At 63.0% G+C, this 22,258-nt stretch carries 14 protein-coding genes; 10 read left to right on the forward strand and 4 right to left on the reverse strand.

What is annotated here, in order from left to right:
• Positions 1-19 precede the first annotated feature (19 nt).
• Positions 20-958, forward strand: a complete 939-nt coding sequence (locus HQQ85_RS12370; RefSeq protein ID WP_173182758.1) for a glycosyltransferase family 2 protein — start codon at positions 20-22, stop codon at positions 956-958.
• A complete protein-coding gene (locus HQQ85_RS12375) occupies positions 945-2,330 on the forward strand; it encodes a right-handed parallel beta-helix repeat-containing protein (protein ID WP_254069316.1) in 1,386 nt (461 codons plus the stop codon). The genes HQQ85_RS12370 and HQQ85_RS12375 overlap by 14 nt, the downstream gene beginning before the upstream one ends.
• On the opposite strand, the gene HQQ85_RS21670 is transcribed toward HQQ85_RS12375, so the two are convergent.
• Positions 2,327-6,754 carry a FlgD immunoglobulin-like domain containing protein gene (locus HQQ85_RS21670; protein ID WP_173182760.1) on the reverse strand — a complete coding sequence of 1,476 codons (4,428 nt, stop codon included), beginning with the start codon at positions 6,752-6,754 and terminating at the stop codon, positions 2,327-2,329. The genes HQQ85_RS12375 and HQQ85_RS21670 overlap by 4 nt on opposite strands.
• A 265-nt stretch (positions 6,755-7,019) precedes the next feature.
• On the opposite strand from HQQ85_RS21670, the gene HQQ85_RS12385 reads away from it, so the two are divergent.
• Both HQQ85_RS12385 and HQQ85_RS12390 read left to right on the forward strand, forming a co-directional pair.
• Positions 7,020-7,898: a glycosyltransferase gene (locus HQQ85_RS12385; protein ID WP_173182761.1), complete on the forward strand. Its 879-nt coding sequence runs from the start codon at positions 7,020-7,022 to the stop codon at positions 7,896-7,898.
• Positions 7,899-7,912: 14 nt separating this feature from the next.
• Entirely contained in the window at positions 7,913-8,797 is an 885-nt protein-coding gene (locus HQQ85_RS12390) for a glycosyltransferase family 2 protein (protein WP_173182762.1), read from the forward strand.
• 7 nt (positions 8,798-8,804) lie between these two features.
• Here HQQ85_RS12390 and HQQ85_RS12395 read toward each other — a convergent pair whose 3' ends face one another.
• On the reverse strand, positions 8,805-10,220 hold the full coding sequence (locus HQQ85_RS12395; RefSeq protein WP_173182763.1) for a lipopolysaccharide biosynthesis protein: 1,416 nt from the start codon (positions 10,218-10,220) through the stop codon (positions 8,805-8,807).
• Between the two features lie 28 nt (positions 10,221-10,248).
• Positions 10,249-11,319 carry a polysaccharide pyruvyl transferase family protein gene (locus tag HQQ85_RS12400; protein WP_173181770.1) on the reverse strand — a complete coding sequence of 357 codons (1,071 nt, stop codon included), beginning with the start codon at positions 11,317-11,319 and terminating at the stop codon, positions 10,249-10,251.
• A gap of 313 nt (positions 11,320-11,632) precedes the next feature.
• On the opposite strand from HQQ85_RS12400, the gene HQQ85_RS12405 reads away from it, so the two are divergent.
• The 3 genes from HQQ85_RS12405 to HQQ85_RS12415 all read left to right on the forward strand — a co-directional run bounded on the left by HQQ85_RS12405 (position 11,633) and on the right by HQQ85_RS12415 (position 17,058).
• A complete protein-coding gene (locus HQQ85_RS12405; RefSeq protein WP_371741874.1) occupies positions 11,633-13,111 on the forward strand; it encodes a malate:quinone oxidoreductase in 1,479 nt (492 codons plus the stop codon).
• A gap of 238 nt (positions 13,112-13,349) precedes the next feature.
• On the forward strand, positions 13,350-15,509 hold the full coding sequence (locus HQQ85_RS12410) for an acyltransferase family protein (protein ID WP_173182765.1): 2,160 nt from the start codon (positions 13,350-13,352) through the stop codon (positions 15,507-15,509).
• A 76-nt stretch (positions 15,510-15,585) separates the two neighbouring features.
• Entirely contained in the window at positions 15,586-17,058 is a 1,473-nt protein-coding gene (locus HQQ85_RS12415; RefSeq protein WP_173182766.1) for a hypothetical protein, read from the forward strand.
• Positions 17,059-17,078: 20 nt separating this feature from the next.
• Here HQQ85_RS12415 and HQQ85_RS21675 read toward each other — a convergent pair whose 3' ends face one another.
• On the reverse strand, positions 17,079-17,417 hold the full coding sequence (locus HQQ85_RS21675; protein ID WP_173182767.1) for a G5 domain-containing protein: 339 nt from the start codon (positions 17,415-17,417) through the stop codon (positions 17,079-17,081).
• Between the two features lie 1,803 nt (positions 17,418-19,220).
• On the opposite strand from HQQ85_RS21675, the gene HQQ85_RS12425 reads away from it, so the two are divergent.
• The 3 genes from HQQ85_RS12425 (at position 19,221) to HQQ85_RS12435 (ending at position 21,906) form a co-directional block, all read left to right on the forward strand.
• Complete coding sequence (locus tag HQQ85_RS12425) at positions 19,221-20,375, forward strand: acyltransferase (protein WP_173182768.1); 1,155 nt, start codon at positions 19,221-19,223, stop codon at positions 20,373-20,375.
• Between the two features lie 137 nt (positions 20,376-20,512).
• Positions 20,513-20,983 (forward strand): hypothetical protein, encoded by a 471-nt coding sequence (locus tag HQQ85_RS12430; protein WP_173182769.1) that lies wholly within the window; start codon positions 20,513-20,515, stop codon positions 20,981-20,983.
• A complete protein-coding gene (locus tag HQQ85_RS12435) occupies positions 20,980-21,906 on the forward strand; it encodes a hypothetical protein (RefSeq protein ID WP_173182770.1) in 927 nt (308 codons plus the stop codon). Before HQQ85_RS12430 ends, HQQ85_RS12435 begins: the two co-directional genes overlap by 4 nt.
• The last annotated feature ends 352 nt before the right edge of the window (positions 21,907-22,258 follow it).

Raw genomic sequence — 22,258 nt, forward strand, 5'->3', positions numbered from 1 at the left:
TCCCATGGTAGCCACGTCCGTGATCGTCGTGACCTACAACTCCCGGAACGACATCGAAGCGAGCCTCGAACAACTTTCGACCGGCGAGGGGATTGAGGTCGTCGTGGTGGACAACGCTTCTTCCGACGGCACCCAGGTCCTGCTACAAGACCTCCACGGACGAGGACTCATCGACCAGCTCGTCCTGTCCCCCAGCAACGACGGATTCGCCAAGGCGGTCAACGAAGGGATTCGCAGGTCCGTTGGCAGAGACATCTTCCTGCTGAATCCCGACGCTCAGATCGATGGCAAGGGAGTCGAGAGCCTGCGGGATGCGATACGAGCCGATTCGTCGATCGGTATCATCGCGCCTCTCGTAGAGAGCGGACCGACCGTCGCCGTGATGGCAGCCGGGCGTCAGCCGACGCTTTGGCCGCTGTTCACACATTTCACCGGTCTGGCACGGGCGTTCCCACGATGGAAGCTGATGCGCGGACGCCACCTCTTCATGCGGCATCACTCTCGCGACCGGCAGGACGTCGAGTGGGTGTCGGGATGTGCTCTCTACGTTTCTGAGCGCGCTGTGAAGGAAGTGGGCTTGTTGTCCGAACGATGGTTCATGTACGGAGAGGATATCGAGTTCGCCCACCGGGTCCTCAAGGCGGGCTTCCGTGTAGTGGTCACTCCCGAGGTGAAGGCCACTCACCTCATTGGTTCGTCCGTGAACAAGGCGGGCGGCCGGGTGTCTACCATGTGGGCGGAGAACACCTATGACTACTACGTCCGAGAGTTCGGTGCGGGGCCCGTGCGTCGGACGATCTGGCGCATTATCTTCAGCGCTGGTCTGGTGTCGAGGGCGCTCCTGTTTCGGGTCCGTGGTCTCAGGAAGCCTGAGCTGCGGGGGGAGTACCGCGGTCGCGCGGAGCGTTTCGAGCGATTCGCGTGGTCGGTTTGGCGCAAGGGCCATGACGGAGTCTGAAGCCGATACGCGATTCGGCCGTATCTCGCGTCGTACAGTACTTGCAAGTCTCCCAGCCAGCGCTTTGGTCGGCGGGTTCGCAGGTGGTGCGATCGGGCAGTCGGTGAACGGGGGCGGGACTCTCGGCGCCAGGGTGGAGCCCGCGACGACGACCGGGTCTCCGCTCTCTCGTGCGCGCTCGTTCTCTGACGCCCATTCGTTCGGGATCGTGGGCGATGGCACCACTGATCAGGCGGCGGCGCTGAACGCAATGATCAGTGACGTTCCAGACGGTCACGATGTCCTCCTTCCCGCCGGCGAGTACGTCGTCGGGAGCCGCCTGCGACTACGGTCGGGCATCAATCTCATCGGGTCGGGAGCCGGCTCGACCACCCTGCGTCTTCTCGACGAGGCGGAACCGACTTTCGTTCTCCTGTCCGGCGAGGCAGGGATTCGCATCTCCGGTATCGCCTTCGACGGTGGCCAGAACGACTTGGCGGTCTCCCTGCAGGTCGACGGTTGCACCGATATCGTGATAGAAGATTGCACGTTCACGAGGATGGGCCATGCAGTCCATCTGTATTCATCGACCACCGCATCCTGCTCCGGGATCACTGTACGCAACAATCGTTTCTCTCTGATTGAGGACTTCGCCGTCCGCGTCACGGAAGGGGTGAGCTCGGTCCTGATCGAGAACAACACGGTCGCCGACGTGTCCAAGGGAGAAGCCCCCTCTCCCGCAGCTTTCTACATCCGCGGTGTCGACGTGACAGTCGTCGGCAACACAGTCGAGTCCTCTGCGGACACCGGTGTTCTAGTCGCTGGGCCGGAGACCAGGAACGTCACCGTCGTCGGGAACCGGATGCGAACGACGCTGGTGACAGTTTTCCTCGGCAGCGGGGCGAGCCACGGCACGATCGTCGGCAACACCTTGTTCTCGGAGCGGGATTTCGGCGTGCACCTGTTCGACCGCGAGGGCGGCTCCATCAGCACGATCGTGTCGCAGAACCATCTGCTCTCATCCGGAAAATCTGGCGTCCAAGTTGAAGGGGTGAGCGATTTTATCATTTCCTCGAATTTGATCTCGGATCCGGGAACTCGCACCGGTCAGAAGGTCCAGTGGCGCTGCGGCGTGACTCTCACATCCACTGACGGGGGTGGTGCCGCCTCGTTCGTGGTGTCGGGGAACATCATCCTGAGCGAAGACTCCTCTTCGCAGATGAATTACGGCATCCTCGTCACAGGTGCGGCGGAGGGGGCGCATATCGTGTCGAATGTCGTTCGGGGGGCGCTCGCGGAAGGGGTTCGTCTCGAACAAGACCTGCGTGCTCCGTACTACGTCGAAACCGATGACGCGATCATCACCTCGCGAACGGTGTCGACTCGACGCTAGTTTAAGGTGAAGTAGCGACTCACCACTGATGACCGGGTATCCGAGCCCATGGTCTGTATGCGCAGGACATAGGCGCCGGCCACGGCCCAGTCGCCGTTCGATTTGCGGCCATCCCAGGTGATAACTCGAGGGCCCGACACGTAGGCCTGGTTGGTTGCCAGGGTCCGGATCAGAGTGCCGGCCGAGGTATAGATCTGCACGGTGAGAACCGACCGGTCGCCAGCAATCAACGACAGCGCGACCGGGGAGTTCGTGGGCCCGATCACCGGCGTCACTGCCGGCGCCGAGATGACGAATTTCGGCGTCGGGCTGATGGTGACACTTGCCTGCGCGCTCGTGACTGTCAACCCAGTGACCGATCCCCGGTCGTAGACGTAGGCGGTCGAGTTGGGCACGCTCAATTTGCCGTCGCGAGCGATGATCGCGTAGACAGCCTGGGTGACATACCCGCGGCCGATGAAGACTCCGCCACGTGTGGCGACGCCGTAGTGCGCGGTCAGGTCGTCGAGGATGAACTGACCCGACGGCAAACCGGAACCGCTCGACCTGTAGAAATGCATGTCTTTGACGCTGATCGGGTAGTTGACCACCCCGTCGTTGTTGCCACCCGCGTGGGAATAGTTGGGATTCATCCCGTCGAGGTAGAAGACCAACCTGCTCCATTTCGCGGTGCCGATGTTGCCGATCTTCGCCTCGAAGGTCTCGCCGGTCGCATCGGCAAACTTCAGCATCGCGACGGTGTTGCTGTTGTCGCCGTAGGCCCACACCGACAGTGCGGTCGGCGAACCCGGAACCGGGGTGTTGAGTGTGAGCTGGCCTCCGGTAGCGGTCGACGCGCTGTAGTTGTACTTCACGGACACGGCTCCTGCGCCGCCGAGCCGCCCGGACGAGACGGCTATCGTAGTCGATCCACCCGTTCCCAGGGATGATGCCCGCATGCCCGTCGTCGTGGCGAAATCGTTGAGGAGCGTGGACGTTCCTGAGGAACTCGGATTAACCGTTCCGGAGGAAACGGTCTGCACCGTGGCTGCTCCAAAGCGGGACAGGGCCGTGTAAGCAGGCTTTAGCCGCCCGGTGCGCTCGACTAAGCCATAGTTGTCGATCGAACTGGTCGACGTCCCCGTCTCGCGGAGGTTGAACCACATGACACCTCGTATGCCGTGGGTTGCCGTATCGATCATCAGACGCGACAGGTACTGAGCCTGCTGCTCCTCTGTCACCTTGGTTGCACACGATCCGCAACTCGTCCAGCCGATCTCTGTGATCCACAGCGTTCGACCAGGCAGCTTGCGAGCCATGAAGGTCTCCGCTGTGCTGATCCAGGTATCGATGATGCTGGGCTCCGGGGCGCCCGCCACGTACATGTGCATGGCGACTCCATCGAAGGAGTTCGCAGCGCCGCTGTTGATTACGGAATTCACGAAGGATTCCGGGAACCCGTTGGCGAGGCCGCCAATCAGGACTGTGGAGTTTGGTTGGATAGATTTGATCGTCTGGTAGCTCGCTGTGAGCAATGCGGCATACTGACTCGCATCCGGGGCCGGCATCCAATACTTGTCCAGATTCGGCTCGTTCCACACCTCCCAGACGGTCACACTGTCCTTGTACCGCTCAACGGTCCGAGCGACGTAGTTCTCCCAGTCAGCTGTGCTCTGAGGCGCGTAGTACCGGATGGTCGACGCATCGGTGCCCGCGGGGGCAGAAGACGCCCAGTCGGCCGTATAGACGAGCTTGCCGACGATCTCGACGTTCCTGCCCTTGGCCACGGCGACTGCCTGATCGAACTTCGCCCATTCGAAATAACCTCTCCTCGGCTCGATCCGGTTCCATTCGAACTCTTCCCGGGCGTAGTGAACGTAGGCATCCTCCATGAGTTTCGCTTCGGCGTCGGCGCTCGCGATCGATCCGTAGGTGGTCATCGAGCTGTTGACTCCCAAGTTCGCGGAAGAGGCGGCAACGCTAGTCCGCGCGGTGACGCCTGCGAAGTAGGGCACACCCGTGTTCGTCGCTGACGTGAGGACCCCATCGGCCGTCGTGTCGTAGTCGAGTCTTGCGGAGACGTTTCCCTGGAAGAGTTTTCCGTCAGCGGTCTTCCCGTCCCAGGCGACCGTCGTCGTCGTGGCGGCGGAAACGGTCCCGTCGAAGGTCCGGCTACTGCCAGCGGAGTCCTTCAGCGTCAGCCTGAAGTCTCCGGGTGTCGCGGCGGGGATGGAGATGGTCGTGGTTTGGCCTGCTGCGGCGGAGAAATACTTGGGCTGAGAGCTCGGTAGAGCCCAGCCGTCACCGACCGTTCGCAGGTTGTCGACGATGACTTTACCTGTCGCAGCTTGGCTACCGTTCCTCACGATGGCCAGTCGATATAGTGCGACCGGCGCGTCGAGCACACCGTCCCCGTTCCCGCCGGAGGCGGCCGTCGGGGCCGACTTCAGGTCCACCGTCGCAGTCGTCCACGTCGTATTGCTGATATTCCCTACGCGGTAATAGAGGATTTCTCCCGTTGAGTCCTGGATACGCAGGTAGAGGGTGTTGAACGTGCCATCCCCCTTGTAATCCAACTTCAGAGCGCCGTAGGCCTTTGGCGCCCATGTCAAAGGGGTGAATTGACGTCCGATCTCCGCGCTGCCCCCCGCTAGGTTGTAGTCGATGTCCAGCGCCCCAGTTCCCTGGGTCAGGTCAGCAGAATCCCCTGGCGTGACGGAACCCAGAGCTGGGACCCAGGATGCCGCTCCGTCATCGAACGACTCGGCGAGCTGTGACGATGCAACGAGCTCGGCCACGGTCATGAGCAGCGGGGTTCCGATCTGTGTCGGCGTCACCACCGAACCGTCGGGGATCGTGTCGTAGGCGAGCGCGGCCGAGATGTCACCGAGGAACGCGGCTCCATCGTCCGCCTTGCCGTCCCAGCTCACGGTCGCGTCGGAGACGCCGTCCGAACTGCCGGTGAGGGCCCGCCTGTGCCCGTGCGAGTCTTTCACGGTGACTTCGAAGTCCCCAGCGGTCGCGGCCGGCACCGTGATGGTCGCCGGTTCGCTCGATTCAAGGGAGAAGTACGAAGGGGCCGCCGTCGGGACTCCCCAGCCGTCGCCGACCGTACGGAGATTGTCCAGGAGCACCGACCCGGCCGCGGGTTCGCTGCCGTTGCGCACGACGACGAAGCGATAGAGCGAGATCGGCGCGTCGAGGACGTTATCCGCATTGCCGTCGGACGTGGCGGCCGCAGGGGTTTGAAGATTGACGGTCGCCGTTGTCCAGGTTCTCGAATTCAGGTTTCCGACCCGGTAGTAGAGAATCTCGCCGGTGGCGTCTCGGAGCCTGAGGTAGAGCGTGTTGAACGTGCCGTCTCCCTTGTAGTCCAGACGGAGGGCACTGTAGGCCGTCGGAGGCAACAACGGCGGTGACGTCGACCACCCGGCCTCTGCAGCGCCCCCGCTGAGATCATAGGCGAGTTCGAGGGAAGTGAGTCCTTCCGTCTTGTCGCCTGAGGTGCTCGGGACGACAGTTCCTTTCGCCGCCCACCAGGCTTCGCTTCCGCCCTCGAAGCCTTCAGCCAATGACACGGTAGAAGCGCCTTGCGGATCGGCTTCGGCAACCGTGACGAGCAGGGGAGTTCCGACAACCGTCGGTGAAGCCACGACACCGTCCGGGACGGAATCGTACGACAATACGGCGCCGACATCACCCACGAATTCGGTGCCATCGTCGGCTCTACCGTTCCAGCCAACTGTCTGCAGGCCCGCCTCGCTCGCCGCTCCGATGACTTCACGCGTATGCCCGTTCGAGTCGCTCAGCCGGACGGCGTAATCTCCGGACGTGCCGGCGGTGAAGGTTATTGAAGCGCTCTCGCCGAGGGCAGGGGCGAAGTAATCAGGGTCGGCGACGGCCGGAGTCCAGTCCTCCCCAACGACCCGGAGATTGTCGATCGTGACCGCCCCGGTCGCCGGCTGTGTGCCGTTGCGCACCACGACGAATCGATACAGGGACAGTGGGGCGTCGAGTATCCCGTTACTGTTCCCTCCCGTGGCTGCGGCTGCGGCGGCTCGGAGGTTGACCGTCGCCGTGGACCACGACTTCACGTTCAGATTGCCGACGCGATAATAGAGCACCTCACCGGTCGAATCACGCAGCCGCAGGTAGAGCGTGTTGTAGGTTCCGTCGCCCTTGTAATCCAGCTTCAGCGCGTGATAGGCCTTCGCCTCGAACGGGGTCGCAGACGCCGGACGGCTGACCTCGACGCTACCCGCTGTCAGGTCATAGGCCAACGCGAGTGAGGAGATGCCCTGTGTGACATCGTCCGAGGTGCTCGGCGTAACAGTGCCTTTCGAGGGGGTCCATGACGCGGCTCCGTCGTCGAACGTCTCGGCCACGCTCTCGATCGGCGCGGCCCGTGCCGGGGATTGCCAGAACGGACTGACCACCCCGCCCACCACGGCCAGAGTAGCGAGCAATGCGATGGACCAATTTACGGTACGACGAACGTGCATGTTCTCCCCAAAAGAACCTGCCGATGTGCGACTTCCACCAATGCACCCAAAGCGTGGCGGAAACTCACCAGATCCGAACACCGGCTAGGGCCATTACACCACAGGACGATCGGCCGGAGTGCGCTTATCGGTACACTGGAGGCGCCGGGATCGCCCGGTGGCCCCGACGAGGTTGTTGTAGCGACTCGATCAGCAGTGAGGAGCCTTGGTGAGCGGCAGACCCACCGTTTCCGTCGTGATCCCGACGATAGGCCGTGATCATGTCGTTAGTGCCGTGAACTCGGCGCTGAGTCAGACGGAGCCGGTGCTGGAGGTGCTCGTCGTAGCAGACACGGATGCGGATTTCGTATTGCCCGAGGATCCACGAGTGCGGCTGCTGCGGGTAGGCCCTTTCGCCGGTGGCAATACCGCCAGACAGGCGGGGGTCGATGCTGCTCGCGGTGACGTCATCGGTCTTCTCGATGACGATGACGACTGGCTTCCCGACAAGCTGGAGAAGCAGCTCGATGCGGTGCAGCGTCAGGACGCCGCTACTTGGATTGCTACATCCCGGGTGCGGATGCAGCGCTCCCCGACGGAATCGCTTGTTCAGCCGAAGCTGCCGCTGGTCCCGGGTCAGAACCTCGTGCACTACATGTTCCGGAAATCGTCACCCCGCGCCGGTCACGGGTTCATCCAGGCGTCCACCCTGCTCTTCCCGAAAAGTCTCGCAACAGAGGTGCCCTTCGATCGCCGGTTGCGCTTTCATCAAGACATCAGCTGGCTCGTCGACGTGGTCGCCGCTCACCCGGAGGTCGTGGTCGTGCAGGTGTGGGAGCCTCTGGTGACGTACTTCTCGTCAGCCGGATCCGTCTCCAAGAAGATCGATCCCCCCGCGTCAATCGCCTGGGCGCGAAAGCGCCTTGCGGCTGACCGACGGACGATGGGTGACTTCATCTTGACTCAGTCCCTAGGTTTTGCGCGCCGGAACGGTTCCACGATTTCCATGCTCCGCGTCCTGGCGAGCGGCCTGCGGCACGGTCGACCAAGCGGTAGCGCCGTGATCTACGCCCTCGGCGCCACCGTGAAGGCCGCGGTGGGACGATGAGTCAACCGCGTCGAGTGGTCGTCACGGTGGCGACGTACAAACGGCCAGCTCTTTTGGGAGAACTGCTCGCATCGTTGGCGGCCATCAGCGACGAGTCACCCTTCTCGATCATTGTGATCGACAACGATCCCGACGGGTCCGGTGAGGCTGCCGTCGTTAGTTCGGGCCTGTCCGTCTCCTACAGCGTCGAGCCGACCCCAGGAATCGTTGCAGCCAGAAATGCCGCCCTCGAGCAGGTGCGTGATGACACCACCGATATCGTCTTCGTGGACGACGACGAGACCGTTCCGCGGGGGTGGCTGGTCGAGCTGCTGCGCGTCCGCGATCTCTATGGAGCCGAGATCGTCTGCGGTCCTGTCGAGTCGGTCTTCCCGGAGGGAAGCCCGTCCTGGATCGAGAAGGGCGGATACATTCAGAGATCGAATGAGACGGAGGGACTCACCGACCGAGCGCCCGCGACGAACAACACCCTGGTCTCGATGGCTCCAATCCGAGCACTCGGTCTTCGGTTCGATCAGAGCTTCTCTGAAACAGGTGGAAGCGACACCCACTTCTTCCGCTCGCTGACCCGGAGCGGCGTCTCGGTGGCGTGGGCGCCTGGTGCAGCGGTCTCCGAGGTGGTTCCCATAAACCGCCTGACCTTCCGATGGGTCATGCGCCGCTACATCCGGATCAACAACGTGTCCGGTCGGCTCATGCTCGACGACATCTCGCGCGCTCACCTTGCTTTCAAGGCGGTTCTGAGCATCGCCTACGGAATTCCCCGAACCCTCTTCGCGCTCATCCGGGGAAAGGGGCTCCGCCTGGCCGACACCCGGTACATCACCCGGGGAATCGGTTGGTTGGGGGCAGCAAGCGACCGGCTCGTGCGGGAATACCGGCGAACGACCCCCAGCTGACCATCGGTCACTTCTCTCGGCGCCTCCGAATAATTCCTCTCACAGTCGACAACTGGCGGCGGTAGGACGGAACGGCGGCCACGATCACGGCCGTGTAGGCGAACACCGCCGCGAAGCCCACAAGGAGAGCGAGTACTGCTGACGACACGGCTGCCGTAACGGTGAACCCGATTGCGACAACCGGCGTTCCTACAAACAGGACGAGGAGGAGGCCCGACCGGATGAGCGACCCGGTTGGCAACCCGGACACGCGCCCTGCCCACCACATCTGGATGAACCAGAAGACGAAATACCCCACGGAGCAACCGACGGCGACTCCGACACCGCCCCAAGGTACTCCGGTGAGGATGGCTACCACGACCAAGGGCTGCGAGATCAAGTAGATCTTGAACTGCTTGCCCGTCAGGCCGAGCGCGACGAAGATCCAGTACGGGACCTGGCCCATCGCCCGGAAGATGCCAGATACAGCCAGAGCTTGAAGGATCGGTACGACCGGCAGCCAAGCATCGCCCAGTACCACCAAGATGACGGGGGACGCTAGCCCGATCAGGCTCGCGTAAAATGCGCAGGCTAGCGTCACGGTGAAGAACTGCCCCGATCTGAGGTAGCGCAGGAACTGTTCGCGATCATCCTGGATCCTGGCCAGGATGGGGATAGCGACCCGCGATAGCGGGGCGGTGAGCTGGTTCAGCGGCAGGACGATGAGCTGGTACGCCCGGCTGTAAAAGCCGAGCGTCCCAGATCCGTAGAAGACGCCGAGCACCACATTGTCGATATTCTTCGCCACGTAGGCCAGGCCCTGCGTGCCGGCCAGCGCCCCACCAAAGCGAAGAAAGCGCCGGATTGAGACATTGAATCGAGGTGGTCCCGGTAGCCATCGCGCCAGGAGCACGTCGAGAAAGAGGGCGACGACGGCGACCGTCACGGCCTGCGCAACGAGGGCCCAGTAACCGCTTCCGATCACGGCGAGCCAGATGGCGACGCCCAACCCCAGCGCCTGAGGGAGGGCTTCCGAGAGTCCGAGCGTCATGAAGCGCAGATCCCGATTGATCTGGGCCTTGAACTGGCTTGCCACCCCGTTGATGAGGAACGTCACGGCAAGGACTTGCGTTATCGCAACGAGTTCCCTCTGGTCATAGAGCGCGGCTATGGCCCACGACGATCCGAAGACTACGGACGCCAGCACGACTCCTGTCACCGTGTTCGCCCAGAACAGGTTCGACTTCTCTGAACTGCTGAGTGTCCGCGCCTGAACCGCTGCGACCGAGAGGCCGAGATCCCGCAGTAATTCCCCGATGCCGATCACGGCGGTCACCATCGCCAGCAGCCCGTAGTCGGCCGGCGAGAGAAGTCGCGCCAGGACCACGATCGAGACGCCGAGCAGCCCGATTCTTATTGCCTGCCACAGGAGTGTGGCGCTCACCCCACCGAGGGCGCGACGCCCGAGCGAGTCAGTCAAGCTCGGAAGCGGCTGAGGGCCGAAGGACGAGAGCCTCGGCGGACAGGGCGCGCACCCTGTCGCGGGCCCGTTCGACCGCGCGACCGAGTTCACTGCCACGGCCCGACTGCTCCATCATCCTGCTGACCAGCTCAGCGGACGAGGATCCGACGGTGAGTATGGACAGCTTCTCGTAGCCGATAGCGTCGAAGTGCCGCCCCACCTTGATGTCCGGCTCGTCGGTGAGGTTGATCGGTACCGCACCCTCCGTGGCTCCGATGATCAGGACGTGCAAGCGGTCACTGACCACAACCGCAGCCCGGCGGAACAGGATGCGAAGCTTCTCCTCCTGTTGGGCGTGGGTCACCCCCGCCTCCCAGAGCAGAGCAGTTCCGCCGAGTTGTTCTGCGAGCTCGGCGGTCCGTTCGTCGTCACGGCCGACCTGGGTGACGACTGCGACTTTCAGGCCCTTTTGGTCGGCGAAGAGACGGATCGCCGTGACCGTTTCATCAGCCAAGGTCGGTCTGTCACCGCGATAAGAGACCAGGAGCAAGTCACGTTCCTGGTCGCCACCTGCACCCGGGGCGCTCTCGAATCCCCAGTCGGGCATGACCCCGCCGAGCCCGAAGGCGCGCGCGCTGGCTGAATCCCGCCAGAGGACCGAATTCGACAGCCGGTAGAGTCGGCGGAATTTTGGTGTGAGTTCCTCGTTCGAGGCCCTCTGCCCGATGCCCAGGCGGAGCACGCGGCCACCCCGAGCTCTAATCGCAATGATCACCGGAAGCAGAGCGCGCTGACCCTGATAGATGTCCTCGGTGAGCAGTACTTCGCCCGGCTTATCCACAAACCACGTCGGTCGACGGAGAACGGATTTGAGTGCAGCGACCTTCCACTGCTTCATGTCGCGGTAGACGCGGTCGTTTTTCCCAAGCTTCAACGCGGCGATGAAGTCTTTGCTCGAATCTGCAAGGTAGATGTGAAGCTCTCCTGCTTCCCGGAGGCGGTCGAACATCGCACGTCGGAGTACCACGTCACCGATGTTGTCTTCTTGCCCCGTCCCACGAACGAAGATCCGCCTGCTCATTGAAGTCCCGCCATCCTCATCGGAGTCCCGGCATACCCGACCCGGCCCACACCCGCGTCCCCGTACGAGTATCCCATTGCGGCCGAGGGCTTCGGAACCGGTCGCCGATGTTGGGAACGGGCTGGATCGAAAGTTTTTGCAGCGATCACCCATCGATCGCTCGGAACCAGGGTCCTCGAGCCCTGTATTCGACCGCCGTGGGAGGATCATCGACGATGCAACCGCACACTGCCCGCAAAGAACTGGCGGCGGATCGGATCTCGCCGTGGGAGATCATCGCCCCGTTGTATACAACAAGGGTAAACTCGACCAGGTGAGCACAAAGAGCGTGGATGTCGTCCTAATCGGTGGTGGCATCATGAGTGCCACGCTCGGAACGATGATCAAGCGGCTGCAGCCGGACTGGTCCATCGTCATCTTCGAGCAGCTGAGCGCGGTCGCGCAGGAGAGCTCGAACCCGTGGAACAATGCCGGTACCGGCCATGCCGCCCTGGCCGAGCTGAATTACATGCCCGAGGCGCCCGACGGATCACTCGAGACGTCGCGCGCGGTCAAGATCAATGAGCAGTTCCAGGTGAGCCGGCAGTTCTGGGCGTCCCTCGTCGCCGACGGGGTGCTCCCGCACCCGGAGACGTTCATCAACCCCACCCCGCACATGACCTTTGTGCGCGGCGCCGACAACGTCGACTACCTCCGACGCCGCTACGAGCTTCTGCGCGACGAGCCGCTGTTCAAGGGCATCGAGTTCAGCGATGACCCGAAGGTCATCTACGGCTGGGCTCCGTTGCTAGTGAGGGACCGGCAGAAGGGTGAGAAGATCGCCGCCACCCGAATCGACTCCGGTACCGATGTCGACTTCGGTGCGCTCACCCAGCAGCTCTTCGACTACCTGGTGTCCCAGGGAGCGGACCTGCGCCTGGAGACCCAGGTGACGAACTTGAAGAAAGTCAAGAAGGATGGCAGCTGGGACATCTCGTTGCGCGAGCGTGTCGGCACGACGCCGTACGGCATGAATGCCCGCTTCGTCTTCGTGGGGGCGGGTGGGCATGCACTTCCCCTGCTGCAGAAGTCAGGGATTCCTGAAATCAAGGGTTTCGGCGGATTCCCTATCAGCGGACAGTTCTTCCGCACCGACAACCCGGAGGTCGTGGCCCAGCATCAGGCCAAGGTGTACGGGAAGGCGGCGGTGGGCGCCCCACCCATGTCGGTTCCCCATCTGGACACCCGGGTGGTCGACGGCCAGTCGTCTCTGCTGTTCGGGCCCTACGCGGGTTTCAGCCCGAAATTCTTGAAGCAGGGATCTTGGCTCGACCTGCCAGCCTCGATCAGGTTGCACAACCTCGGCCCGATGCTCGCCGTAGCTCGCGACAACTTCGACCTGATGAAGTACCTGGTCGGCGAACTGCTCGCCAGCAAGAAGAAGAAGCTCGACGCGCTGCGTGAATTCATGCCCACCGCCCGAGCTGAGGACTGGTACCTCATCACGGCCGGTCAGCGGGTTCAGGTCATGAAGAAGGACTCCAAACGCGGTGGGGTGCTCCAGTTCGGCACCGAGATCGTCACCTCCGCCGACGGCTCGATCGCGGGACTCCTGGGAGCGTCGCCGGGTGCGTCGACCGCCGTGCCGATCATGGTCGATCTGCTCAAGCGGTGCTTCCCCGAGCAGTACGGCCGGTGGGAGAAGACGCTCAAGAAGATGATCCCGTCGTTCGGAGCGTCCTTGAACTCCGACCCACGTGCAGCCGACAAGACGCTGAGCGCGACGGCGAAAGCACTCGTGCTGACCCGCTGAGGGTCCACCCACGGGGCGTTCGGCACGTAGAACGACCGGTTGATCGCAGGATTGACGTGGTTGCACACCTGTCGGGTACGATCCCACTAGCTGAATCGACGCCGTAACGACCCGCTTGCGTTCGTCGATCCCAGCGTCGGGCGGTGACGTCCGCAATGAGCCCCGAAGGTCGACCCCGATGCCCAGATCGTCGCGACGAACCCATCGTCCCCATGACTCGTCGTCCAGCAAGACGCGGATGAGACGCCACTACGGCTTTCCCGAGCCCGTCGTGCCGAACAGCGAGAGCCGCGAACTGACGCCGGAGGCGCCGCCGCGCCATCCCGTCAGACGAGACGTGCAAGGATTGCGCGCTCTCGCCGTCGTCGCTGTCATCCTGAACCACCTCACCGGTTGGCCCGTGGGTGGTTTCATCGGTGTGGACGTCTTCTTCGTGCTGAGCGGGTATCTCATCACCGGGTTGCTGCTCCGGGAGCACGAGCGGTCCGGCACCATCTCCTTCTCGGGATTCTACAAACGACGTATCAAGCGGATCATGCCGGCGGCGGTTCTCGTGCTGCTCGCCACCGTGCTCGCATCCTGGGTCCTGACGCCAGGCGTGCGATTCCTGCAGACCCTCACCGACTCGTTCTGGTCGCTGCTCTTCGTCTCGAACTGGAATCTCGCCCTCCAGGGCGCAGACTACTTCCAGCAGGACCTGATCCCGTCGCCGGTGCAGCACTACTGGTCACTGGCCGTCGAGGAGCAGTTCTACCTAGTCTGGCCGTGGCTGATGCTCGGGGTGTTGGCGCTCGGCGTCAAGCTCTTCTCCTGGAGTACGGGCCGCCGTCGGCTCGCGGTGGGCCTCACGATCGGAGTCGTCTCCGCCGGCTCGTTCGGATACGCGCTCTTCCTGACCGCGACCGACGTCAACCTGGCATACTTCAGCTCCGTCGATCGAGCGTGGGAGCTCGGGGTCGGAGCCCTCGTCGCCGTGTTCGGCACGTACTTCCAAACGAAGAGCGTCGTTCTCAGGACCGTACTCAGCTGGCTGGGCTTCCTGACGATCGTCGCCGCCTGCTTCGTGGTCGATCCCGCTGCGGGATTCCCGGCTCCGCTCGCAGCGCTTCCCGTCCTCGCGACCGCGATGGTGCTGCTGGCGGGCGAGCACGGCACCCAGCCTTACTTGTGGCCCCTGACCAACCCGGCGAGTCGCTACGTCGGCGACATCTCCTACTCGCTCTATCTCTGGCACTTCCCGGTACTCATCATGCTGCTCGCAGTCATGCCGGGAGACAGCGTGCTTTATTACGCCGTCGCCGCTGGGCTCATCGTGGCTCTCAGCGTGCTCTCGTACCACCTGGTGGAGGATCCTATCCGGCGGTCAGGATGGCTGTCCTCGAAGACTCTGTCATCGAGGGAGCGTCGCCGCCGCCGCAAGAAGCGCCAGAAGTTCCTCCGCTCGACTCTTCCGAAGATCGCCCTGGCCGCGGTGCTGGTCGGTGCGACGACGGCTGTCGTCGTGGTCGCCCTGAACCCCGGCGGGCACCAGCAGGCTCAGGTTGCGGAAGACGGCAGTCCGGTCATCCCGGCAGGCGAGGACGGCCCGATCGTCAGCGATGCGGTGCGGTGTCGCGGAGCAGCGATCATGGATCCGCAATCCGGCTGCTCCGGGGTCGACCTCGGAGACCAGCTCGATCCCGCTCCCGCCTATGCCGCGACCGACAAGCTGCAGATCCGAGGCAAGGAGCTGTGCTGGATCAACCTCACCGGTTCGCTGACGAGTTGCCACTACGGGAACGCTCCCGAGGACGCGACCAAGATCGCGATCGTCGGGGACAGCCATGCGCAGTCGCTGATGGCGGCCATCATCCCGGAGTCCGGGAAGAACAACTGGTCGTTGAACGCCTACACCGGTGATGGATGCATCCTCTCGACCAGGGCGACGTCGACGTGCGGTGACATGCAGCCCAAGATCCTCGAGAAGGTGGCGTCGGGGGACTACGACGTGGTGATCACCACGTCTTCTCGCGCCAAGACCTATGACCCCGAAGCGGCCGCCGAGGCGTACCGTCAGGTGCTCGCGTCGGGTACGCGTCTCATCGTCTTCGCTGACGTTCCCGGAGCCTCCGAGGAGTCGATCCTCTGCTACCAGAGAGTCGGGTTCGACGTGAGGAACAACGACTGCGGAACTCCGCTGAGCGAGTCGCGACCCGATGCCATTTCGGACGCGGCTCCTCTCGCCCCTGGCACTCAGTTGTTCGATCTGACTTCGCTTTTCTGTGCTGACAATTTCTGTCCTGCAGTGGTGGGCAACGTGCCCGTGTACCGAGACAGCGGCGCTCACATCACGGCGACCTATGCGGGCACTTTGAGCCCATACGTCGTGGGCGATATCGTGACCGCTCTGACGGGGTGAGGTTCGACAACCGTCGACTGTAAGGTGGTCGGAGATCACCGTCGCTCTGCGATCGGTGGACGAGACTAGGAACCACATGCACAGCACCGCCCGACCACCCATGCACGATCAGTTCATCATCACCCGGGTGCCCCGGCCGATGCCCGAAGGCTTCGTGACGACGCAGCACTTCGGGTGGCGCTGTGGCGTGAGCCCCAGCCTCCCCGTGACGGAGGTGAGACGGGGTGAGACCGCCGTCGGGTGGATTCTCGGATGGGTGATCCTCGAGGATGGGCGCTTCGCCCACGAGACGGGGTCGTTCGAGATCTCAGAGCCTGCCCCGGGTGATCCTGACGGCGTGGAGCAGACGCTCTACGCCCTGGCTGGTCGATGGGCCTGTTTCCTCGTCGTCGATGGCAGCCTCCGAGTGTACGTCGACCCATCTGCTTCGCTCGGAGTGGTCTTCTCGGAGGAGGAGAGCGTGATCGCATCGACCACGTCGATCGTCAACTGGGGCCGCGACGACAGCTTCGGGGAAGGCCGGTACAGCCGGAGGGTGCTGAAGAAGAACCAGTTCTTCCCATCCGGTGCCACGAGCGACCCGGCGATCAGCCGCGTCCTCCCCAATCATCGCCTCGACACATCGACGTGGGCGGTGGATCGGCACTGGCCGGCTGCGCCGCTGGCTCGCTTCACGAAGCAGTCCGAGGTCGCCGCGGCGACGACGGAGATCGCGACGAGCACATCGGCCGTTATGGCCGCGCTCACTTCGCACACGACCACCATCCTGCCGCTGACGAGTGGCCGCGACAGCCGGATCATCATGTCAGCGGTCCGTGACCGGTTGGCGAACTGCGAGTTCGTGACTTTCGAGTACCACGATTTTCGGAAGGCGGACACCGCCTACGCTCGCGCGGTCGTCGGCCGTTATGGCTTGCGTCACCGCCTGCTGACGATCCCGACTCCCGATGACGACGACCGCAGAACCTACTTGGAAGCCATCGGATATGACGCGAACGAGGGCAAGGCCAGGGACTTCTACCTCGCCGCGGGCGAGCTGCCCAGCGACCGTGGGTGGGTCACCGGGTATGTCGGCGAGGTGGGGCGCGGATACTTCTGGCGCGAGACGGACTCGGATGCTATTCCGGCCACCGATGACCTCCTCGAGCGGATGCGCCTGGACCATACGCCGGAGAACACGCAAGCCGTGGAGCAGTGGCTTGAGACTGCTGTCCACGTCGACGTGCCTCAGATGCTCGACCTGCTCTATCAGGAGCAGCGGCAGGGCGCTTGGGCGAGCACCCAGCTGTACGGGGCGGCCCCCTTCGTGTTCAGCATCATCCCGCTCAACACCCGGAGGAACATCGAGAACATGCTCCGACTGCCGATCGCCTACGTGAAGAGCGGACAGATGCCGAGGGACATCGCTCGTGTGGGGTGGCCTGACCTGGCGGAGCTGCCCTACGACCGGCAACCCGGCTGGCAGGGGCGCCTGGAATACGCGGCGTTCATCCTGCGGCGGGATGGCGGTCGACTCTTCCGCCGGATCACCAGGACCAAGAGCCGGTAGCGGCACCGCTCTCGGGCCTGCTACCCGCCAGGTTCTGGAACGGGGGGCGTCGTCGGAGCGTCGACCGGGGGCTCCTCGGGTGCCGGGTCGACCGGGGTGGGGTCGGTGGGCGGGGGATCGCTCGGAACCTCCGGTGCGGCGACGCCGGTGCCGATTACCGTCACCTGATCGACCGGCGCCGCTGTCACCTCACGCGAGATGATGGAACGGGATGTCTCGACCCCGTCGACGTAGATCACTTCGACCGTGGTGAGCAGTACCCCTTCAGAGCCCGCGACGCTCACGTACGAGACGCCCACAGGCTGCGAAGGGTCTTCCTGGGTCACATTTCCGAACGGGATGGCGTCGGAGAACTGCACGTACCCCGTGCTCTGTTCCGGCGACCCTTCGACCACCGGCAGAGGGCCGGGCGTCGGTGATGGAGCAGGCACTGCGGGAGTCGTCGTGGGCGCAGCCGTGGGAGTCGGAGCGGGAGTCCGAGTCGGAGTGGGAGACGCCGACGCTTGCTCACCCGCGGGCACTGTTCCCGCGAGGTCGCTCCGCGAGTGCGTGGTCAGCGCGACCACGACGAGCGCGACGGTGGCGATGACGACGAAGACCAACGCGCTTCCGACCATGATCTTCTTCGTGCCCGGTCTCGACCATCCGGTCAGGCTGCGTGAGCCCATCATTCCCCCTTGCGTCTACCCAATGCTAGTCGGCGCTCGATCGAGACGACCATCATCACCCCAAGACCGGAGTGGAAGCGGCAGGTTATATGAGGGCGTCGAGACTGCCGGGTGGGCTCCAAGGTGGCGGAGCAAACCTAGGGCGTGATGGCAGCCGCGTCGGCTCAGGCATCATGACAGCCGTCATCTCCGAGCTGGCAATGACGGAGGCTAAGAACTTCCGGATCTGCAGCCGGAGTGTCGCTCTTCCTGGAGGCGTGGCCCGGACCACTGGTGTAATCGTCGCTGATGGCCCGATCCGGTGACGTCACAGGTCGAAACGGCGCGACCTCATCAAGAACCCCAAGGTTGCTAATGCGATTCTTTGTGCTCCCCGCCCCGGAACGCCCCAAACATTCCCGGGCGGTGAGCTACCTCGTCATCATGATCCGCTAGCCGAAACGGATTAGTCGGGGCGCGGGTCATCATCGGCCCCTGGAGTTCGAAGTCATCGCTCACAAGGCAGGGGTCAGTGGCCAGCACGCGCCCGACTGACGCTCGCACCCTCCTGCGAGCAGCGGCGTTGCGAAGAGCGACCCGCGAGAGTCCACCCGACGGGGAAGACTGTCCGGTGGCTGACTCGGTCTCAGGGCTGCGGGCATCGTTCAAGCTATAGCGGACGTGGGCTACGCGCTAGGGGACCTGGGTGGGAGCATTCGGTTAGCACGGGTATTGCTCCTTTTGCGGCCAAGACGCTACCCATGAAGAGGAAAGGGGCCGCCATCCGGCGGGCGCACCGCGCTATTCCTAATGACAAGAATTGGGGTTGGGGGTCCAAGAGTTTCGCCTCTACAGTCGATGACGCCATCGAGGATGAACGACCCCCGGGCTTAGACGTCAGGGCTCTGGCAATCCGGTACCGGCCGTGGCTACGAACCTACGAATTGTGAGAACAGAGAATTATTGTGCGAAGGTTTTCGGTCGGCCAGACGCCCGCCCGCGGGTGATCGGGGCCTACTCATCCTTCGATGGATGGTACAAGCTCCGTCCAAGGCCTCGACTCACACCGGACACAGCGGCCGCCCTGCACGAGAGCAATCACACGATTGTCATTGTGCGGTGGCGCCTGCGTCGGGTGGAAGTTCTGCTTTCCAACTACCTCGGGCGATAGTTAGGCATTCGATACAGGCGGTCTCGCATCGCCAAGGGAGGGCACGGCCTGCTGCGACTGTGGTCTACGCGACCAGGCGAAGCCGGTCGCGAGACCCGGCGGGCAACCGGAGGTTCAGCGCAACCCAAGGCGGACCGATCGGGGTCCTCTGCTTGGCCGGCTCAGTGGCCGTCCCGGCCCTGCTGAGTAGACGAAGCCGTCTCGACCAGGAGTCCGTATCTCTTTCAGACCCTGCGGCGCTGATTCTCGATGCCGCGCGCGCATTGTCGTGTACTTCGGTGCTGGTCCCCTCCGTCGAGCCGTGAGGGCGCCCGACGGCACACATGACGCGGGCGACAGATACCATGGGCACACGTCAGGGCGGCTTCGGGGGGAACATTGCCAGCACCAGGGAACAAGCACGGGCCGAATCGATTCCATCATTAGACGGTGTCCGCGCGATCGCCGTCCTCATAGTATTCATCGGTCACGGCACCAACGTGCCGCTGATGTGGCCCGGCAATGTCGGAGTCACAATATTCTTCTTCCTCAGCGGGTTCCTGATCACCACCCTGCTGCGACGCGAGTGGAACAAGACAGGCAGCATCTCATTGTCGAAGTTCTACCTTCGCCGAGTTCTCCGCATTCTCCCGCCGGCCTACATCACTATCTCCATCGCAGTCGTTCTCGGCGCCACCGGAGTCCTAGGTGCGACAACCACTATCTGGGGTGTGCTGGCCGAGGTCCTCAACCTCACTAACTACTACCTTGTCTTCTTCGGACGTGAGGGCCTACCGCCCGAAACGTCCATGCTGTGGTCGCTCGCAGTCGAAGAGCACTTTTACCTAATCTTCCCCGCGGTAATGATCTTGCTCCTCAGGCACCGACTCACCCAGCGGAGAATTGGTCGAATCCTTCTCATCGCCTGCGGAGTCGGACTGCTCTGGCGGATCGTTCTCACCATCGGTGGGGCAAGCTTCTTCCACCTTTACACCGGAACGGACACGCGCTTCGACGGCCTCCTGGCCGGGGCAGCTATGGCGCTGCTGTGGAACCCAGTGGAGGGTGATCCGTTCCCGTTCCGCATCAGTCGAAGAACGATCGCCCGCGTTCTCGTGCCGATAGCTATCGCCCTGTTCGCCGCTTCAGCGCTCATCCAGAGGGATGCGATCCGGCTCTCCATCGTCGATACAGTGCAATACGCCTGCTTGGTACCGATTTTCTGGTTCGTGATCACACGGCCCAGCAGTTGGGTAGGCCGAATACTGAACAATCAGGTCGTCGCTCATATTGGGGTGTTGTCGTTCTCGATCTATCTGCTCCACCGACTTGCTATTGCAGTCGTGGCACCGCTGGCGATAATCGACCCTGCGCGAGACATGCTTGCGTTTGCGATGACGATCGCGGTCGCAGAAGTGATGTACAGGCTGGTCGAAATGCCCCTCGCTAAGGTCAGGCGCCGCCTTGAGGTGCGTCTGCCCATGAGGAAACACGAGAAGGACCCCGATCCAGTCTTGTGAGGCCGAGGCAAGAAAGGTCAGGAAGAAATCAGAGCTGGCCGCGGCCAGTTCAATTGCTGCTAGTCCGTAGCGACACGATAAATCTCGACAGCCTAATCAAGACCAGAAAGAAAAATGCGCCGCTGATCATGAAATTAATGTCAAAGAAAGACGAGCGCTGCGCGACCGTGAAGATCATCGGGGTCGCAGCTCTGATGTTAGTTCTCGCGAGTCAGGGCATCCTAGATTTCCGATCGGACACCGAGGCCTTCCCTACGGTCAGCATGCCGAGCTTCGAGGGCGCGCCGGATACGACCGGCCACCGCACCGTTGAAAAGCTGACTATCGTCGCAAGGTACGCCGATGGTACTGCCCGCGAAGCGGACGCTGAGACGTTGTTCGAGCAGTTCCACTACTCGAGTGCCCGCTTCTCCATCGACCATCTGCTGAAGAACGACCCAATCCTCGACGCCGGAACAATCGACTGGCTGCGGCGACAGGTTGCTCGCGTCGGAGATGGCGCAGAACCCACATCAGTGACCTTCACCTGGCAGGACTTCGACCTGGACATAACCTCGGCCAGGGGCAACCCCGTCGGACAGCCGACCATTACGACGGTTGGCCTGTGACCATCACCGACCGCGCACGCGCCTTCGTGGAATGGACCAGCGCCGGTTATCGACCGAGTCCGAAACCATTTGCTGTGCTCCGCGTTCTCTTCGCTCTGCAGGTTCTCGTACTCCCGCGCGAATTGTTGTGGGTCGGGGAAGTACCGGCCCAGTTCTTCAACCCACCGCCGGGGCCCTTCGCGCTCATCACTAACCAGCCGGGTGTCGAAGTTCTCCTGGCCGTCACGATCCTTCGCGGACTCATCGCTGTCTGGATGCTCGTCGGATGGCGGACGATTTACGCATCGATCGCGATGACGCTCGTGCTCGTGATCGGAAGCGGCCTGGGCTACTCATTCAGCAAGGTCGACCACTTCATCCTCTACGACCTCGCGCCCCTGGCTTTTGGCCTCGCCGGGTGGGGAGCGGCCTGGTCGCTCGACGCCATCAGTGGCCGGCGCCGAAGTACTCGAGGCTACCCGCTGTTCTTGTTCGGGATCGTCGCGGCGTTCGCGCTGTTCACCGCAGCAATACCGAAGCTTCGGGGCGGATGGTGGAACCCCGGCCGTGAAGCTACCCACTTCTACCTCGCTCGCGATGTGTTCGCTGGCCCCGTCCCTGGGCCGCTGTCTGATTTGCTCATAGGAATAGACAGCGGAGTCTTCTGGAAGAGCCTCGACTACGCGACCCTATTCGCCGAGGGATGGCTAATTCTCGCTGTCTTCCTACCGGGCCTGTTTCGACTCGGGTTGATAATCATCTCCGCCTTTCACATGAGCGTTTTTCTCGTTCTCGGAATCGACTTCTTCAACAACATCTGGGCTTACGCAGGCTTCTTCTGCTTGCCTGTCACCGCTTGGCTCCCTGAACTTCCTTTAGTGAGGCGGTGGAATGCACGGCGCCGAGAGGCACGCAAGCGCACGGGCCCGGTAAGTCGCAGCTGACATCCCGTCTGTGGTCAGCCCTTAGCAAACTCAGGCCCCAGGGCCGACCCCGCGTCAACTTTTGCCAGTTAGCGCACCCCCGTGCGATTCCTGAGGCTTGCCCGGGATTCTCGATCGATTCGTCGGGTGGCCCAAGGCAGGCGGAAGCTCAACGCCGTGGCCTACTTGGAAACGGTGGTGCTCGGCAACTGGAGCCATACAGTGCGAGAACGGCCGGTGCGGTCGCGCCCAGTGTGGTGGAACCGCACCGGCCCTAAATAGGCCCAGTCAGCAAGAGTGCTGGCGGGGCCTATTTCGGTCGTAATCCTGGCTGGTGGCGTTGCGACGCTCCCTGGAGCTCGCCGCCGAGACG

This window comes from Herbiconiux sp. VKM Ac-2851 (genome assembly GCF_013205105.1).
Taxonomy (GTDB): Bacteria; Actinomycetota; Actinomycetes; order Actinomycetales; family Microbacteriaceae; genus Herbiconiux; species Herbiconiux flava.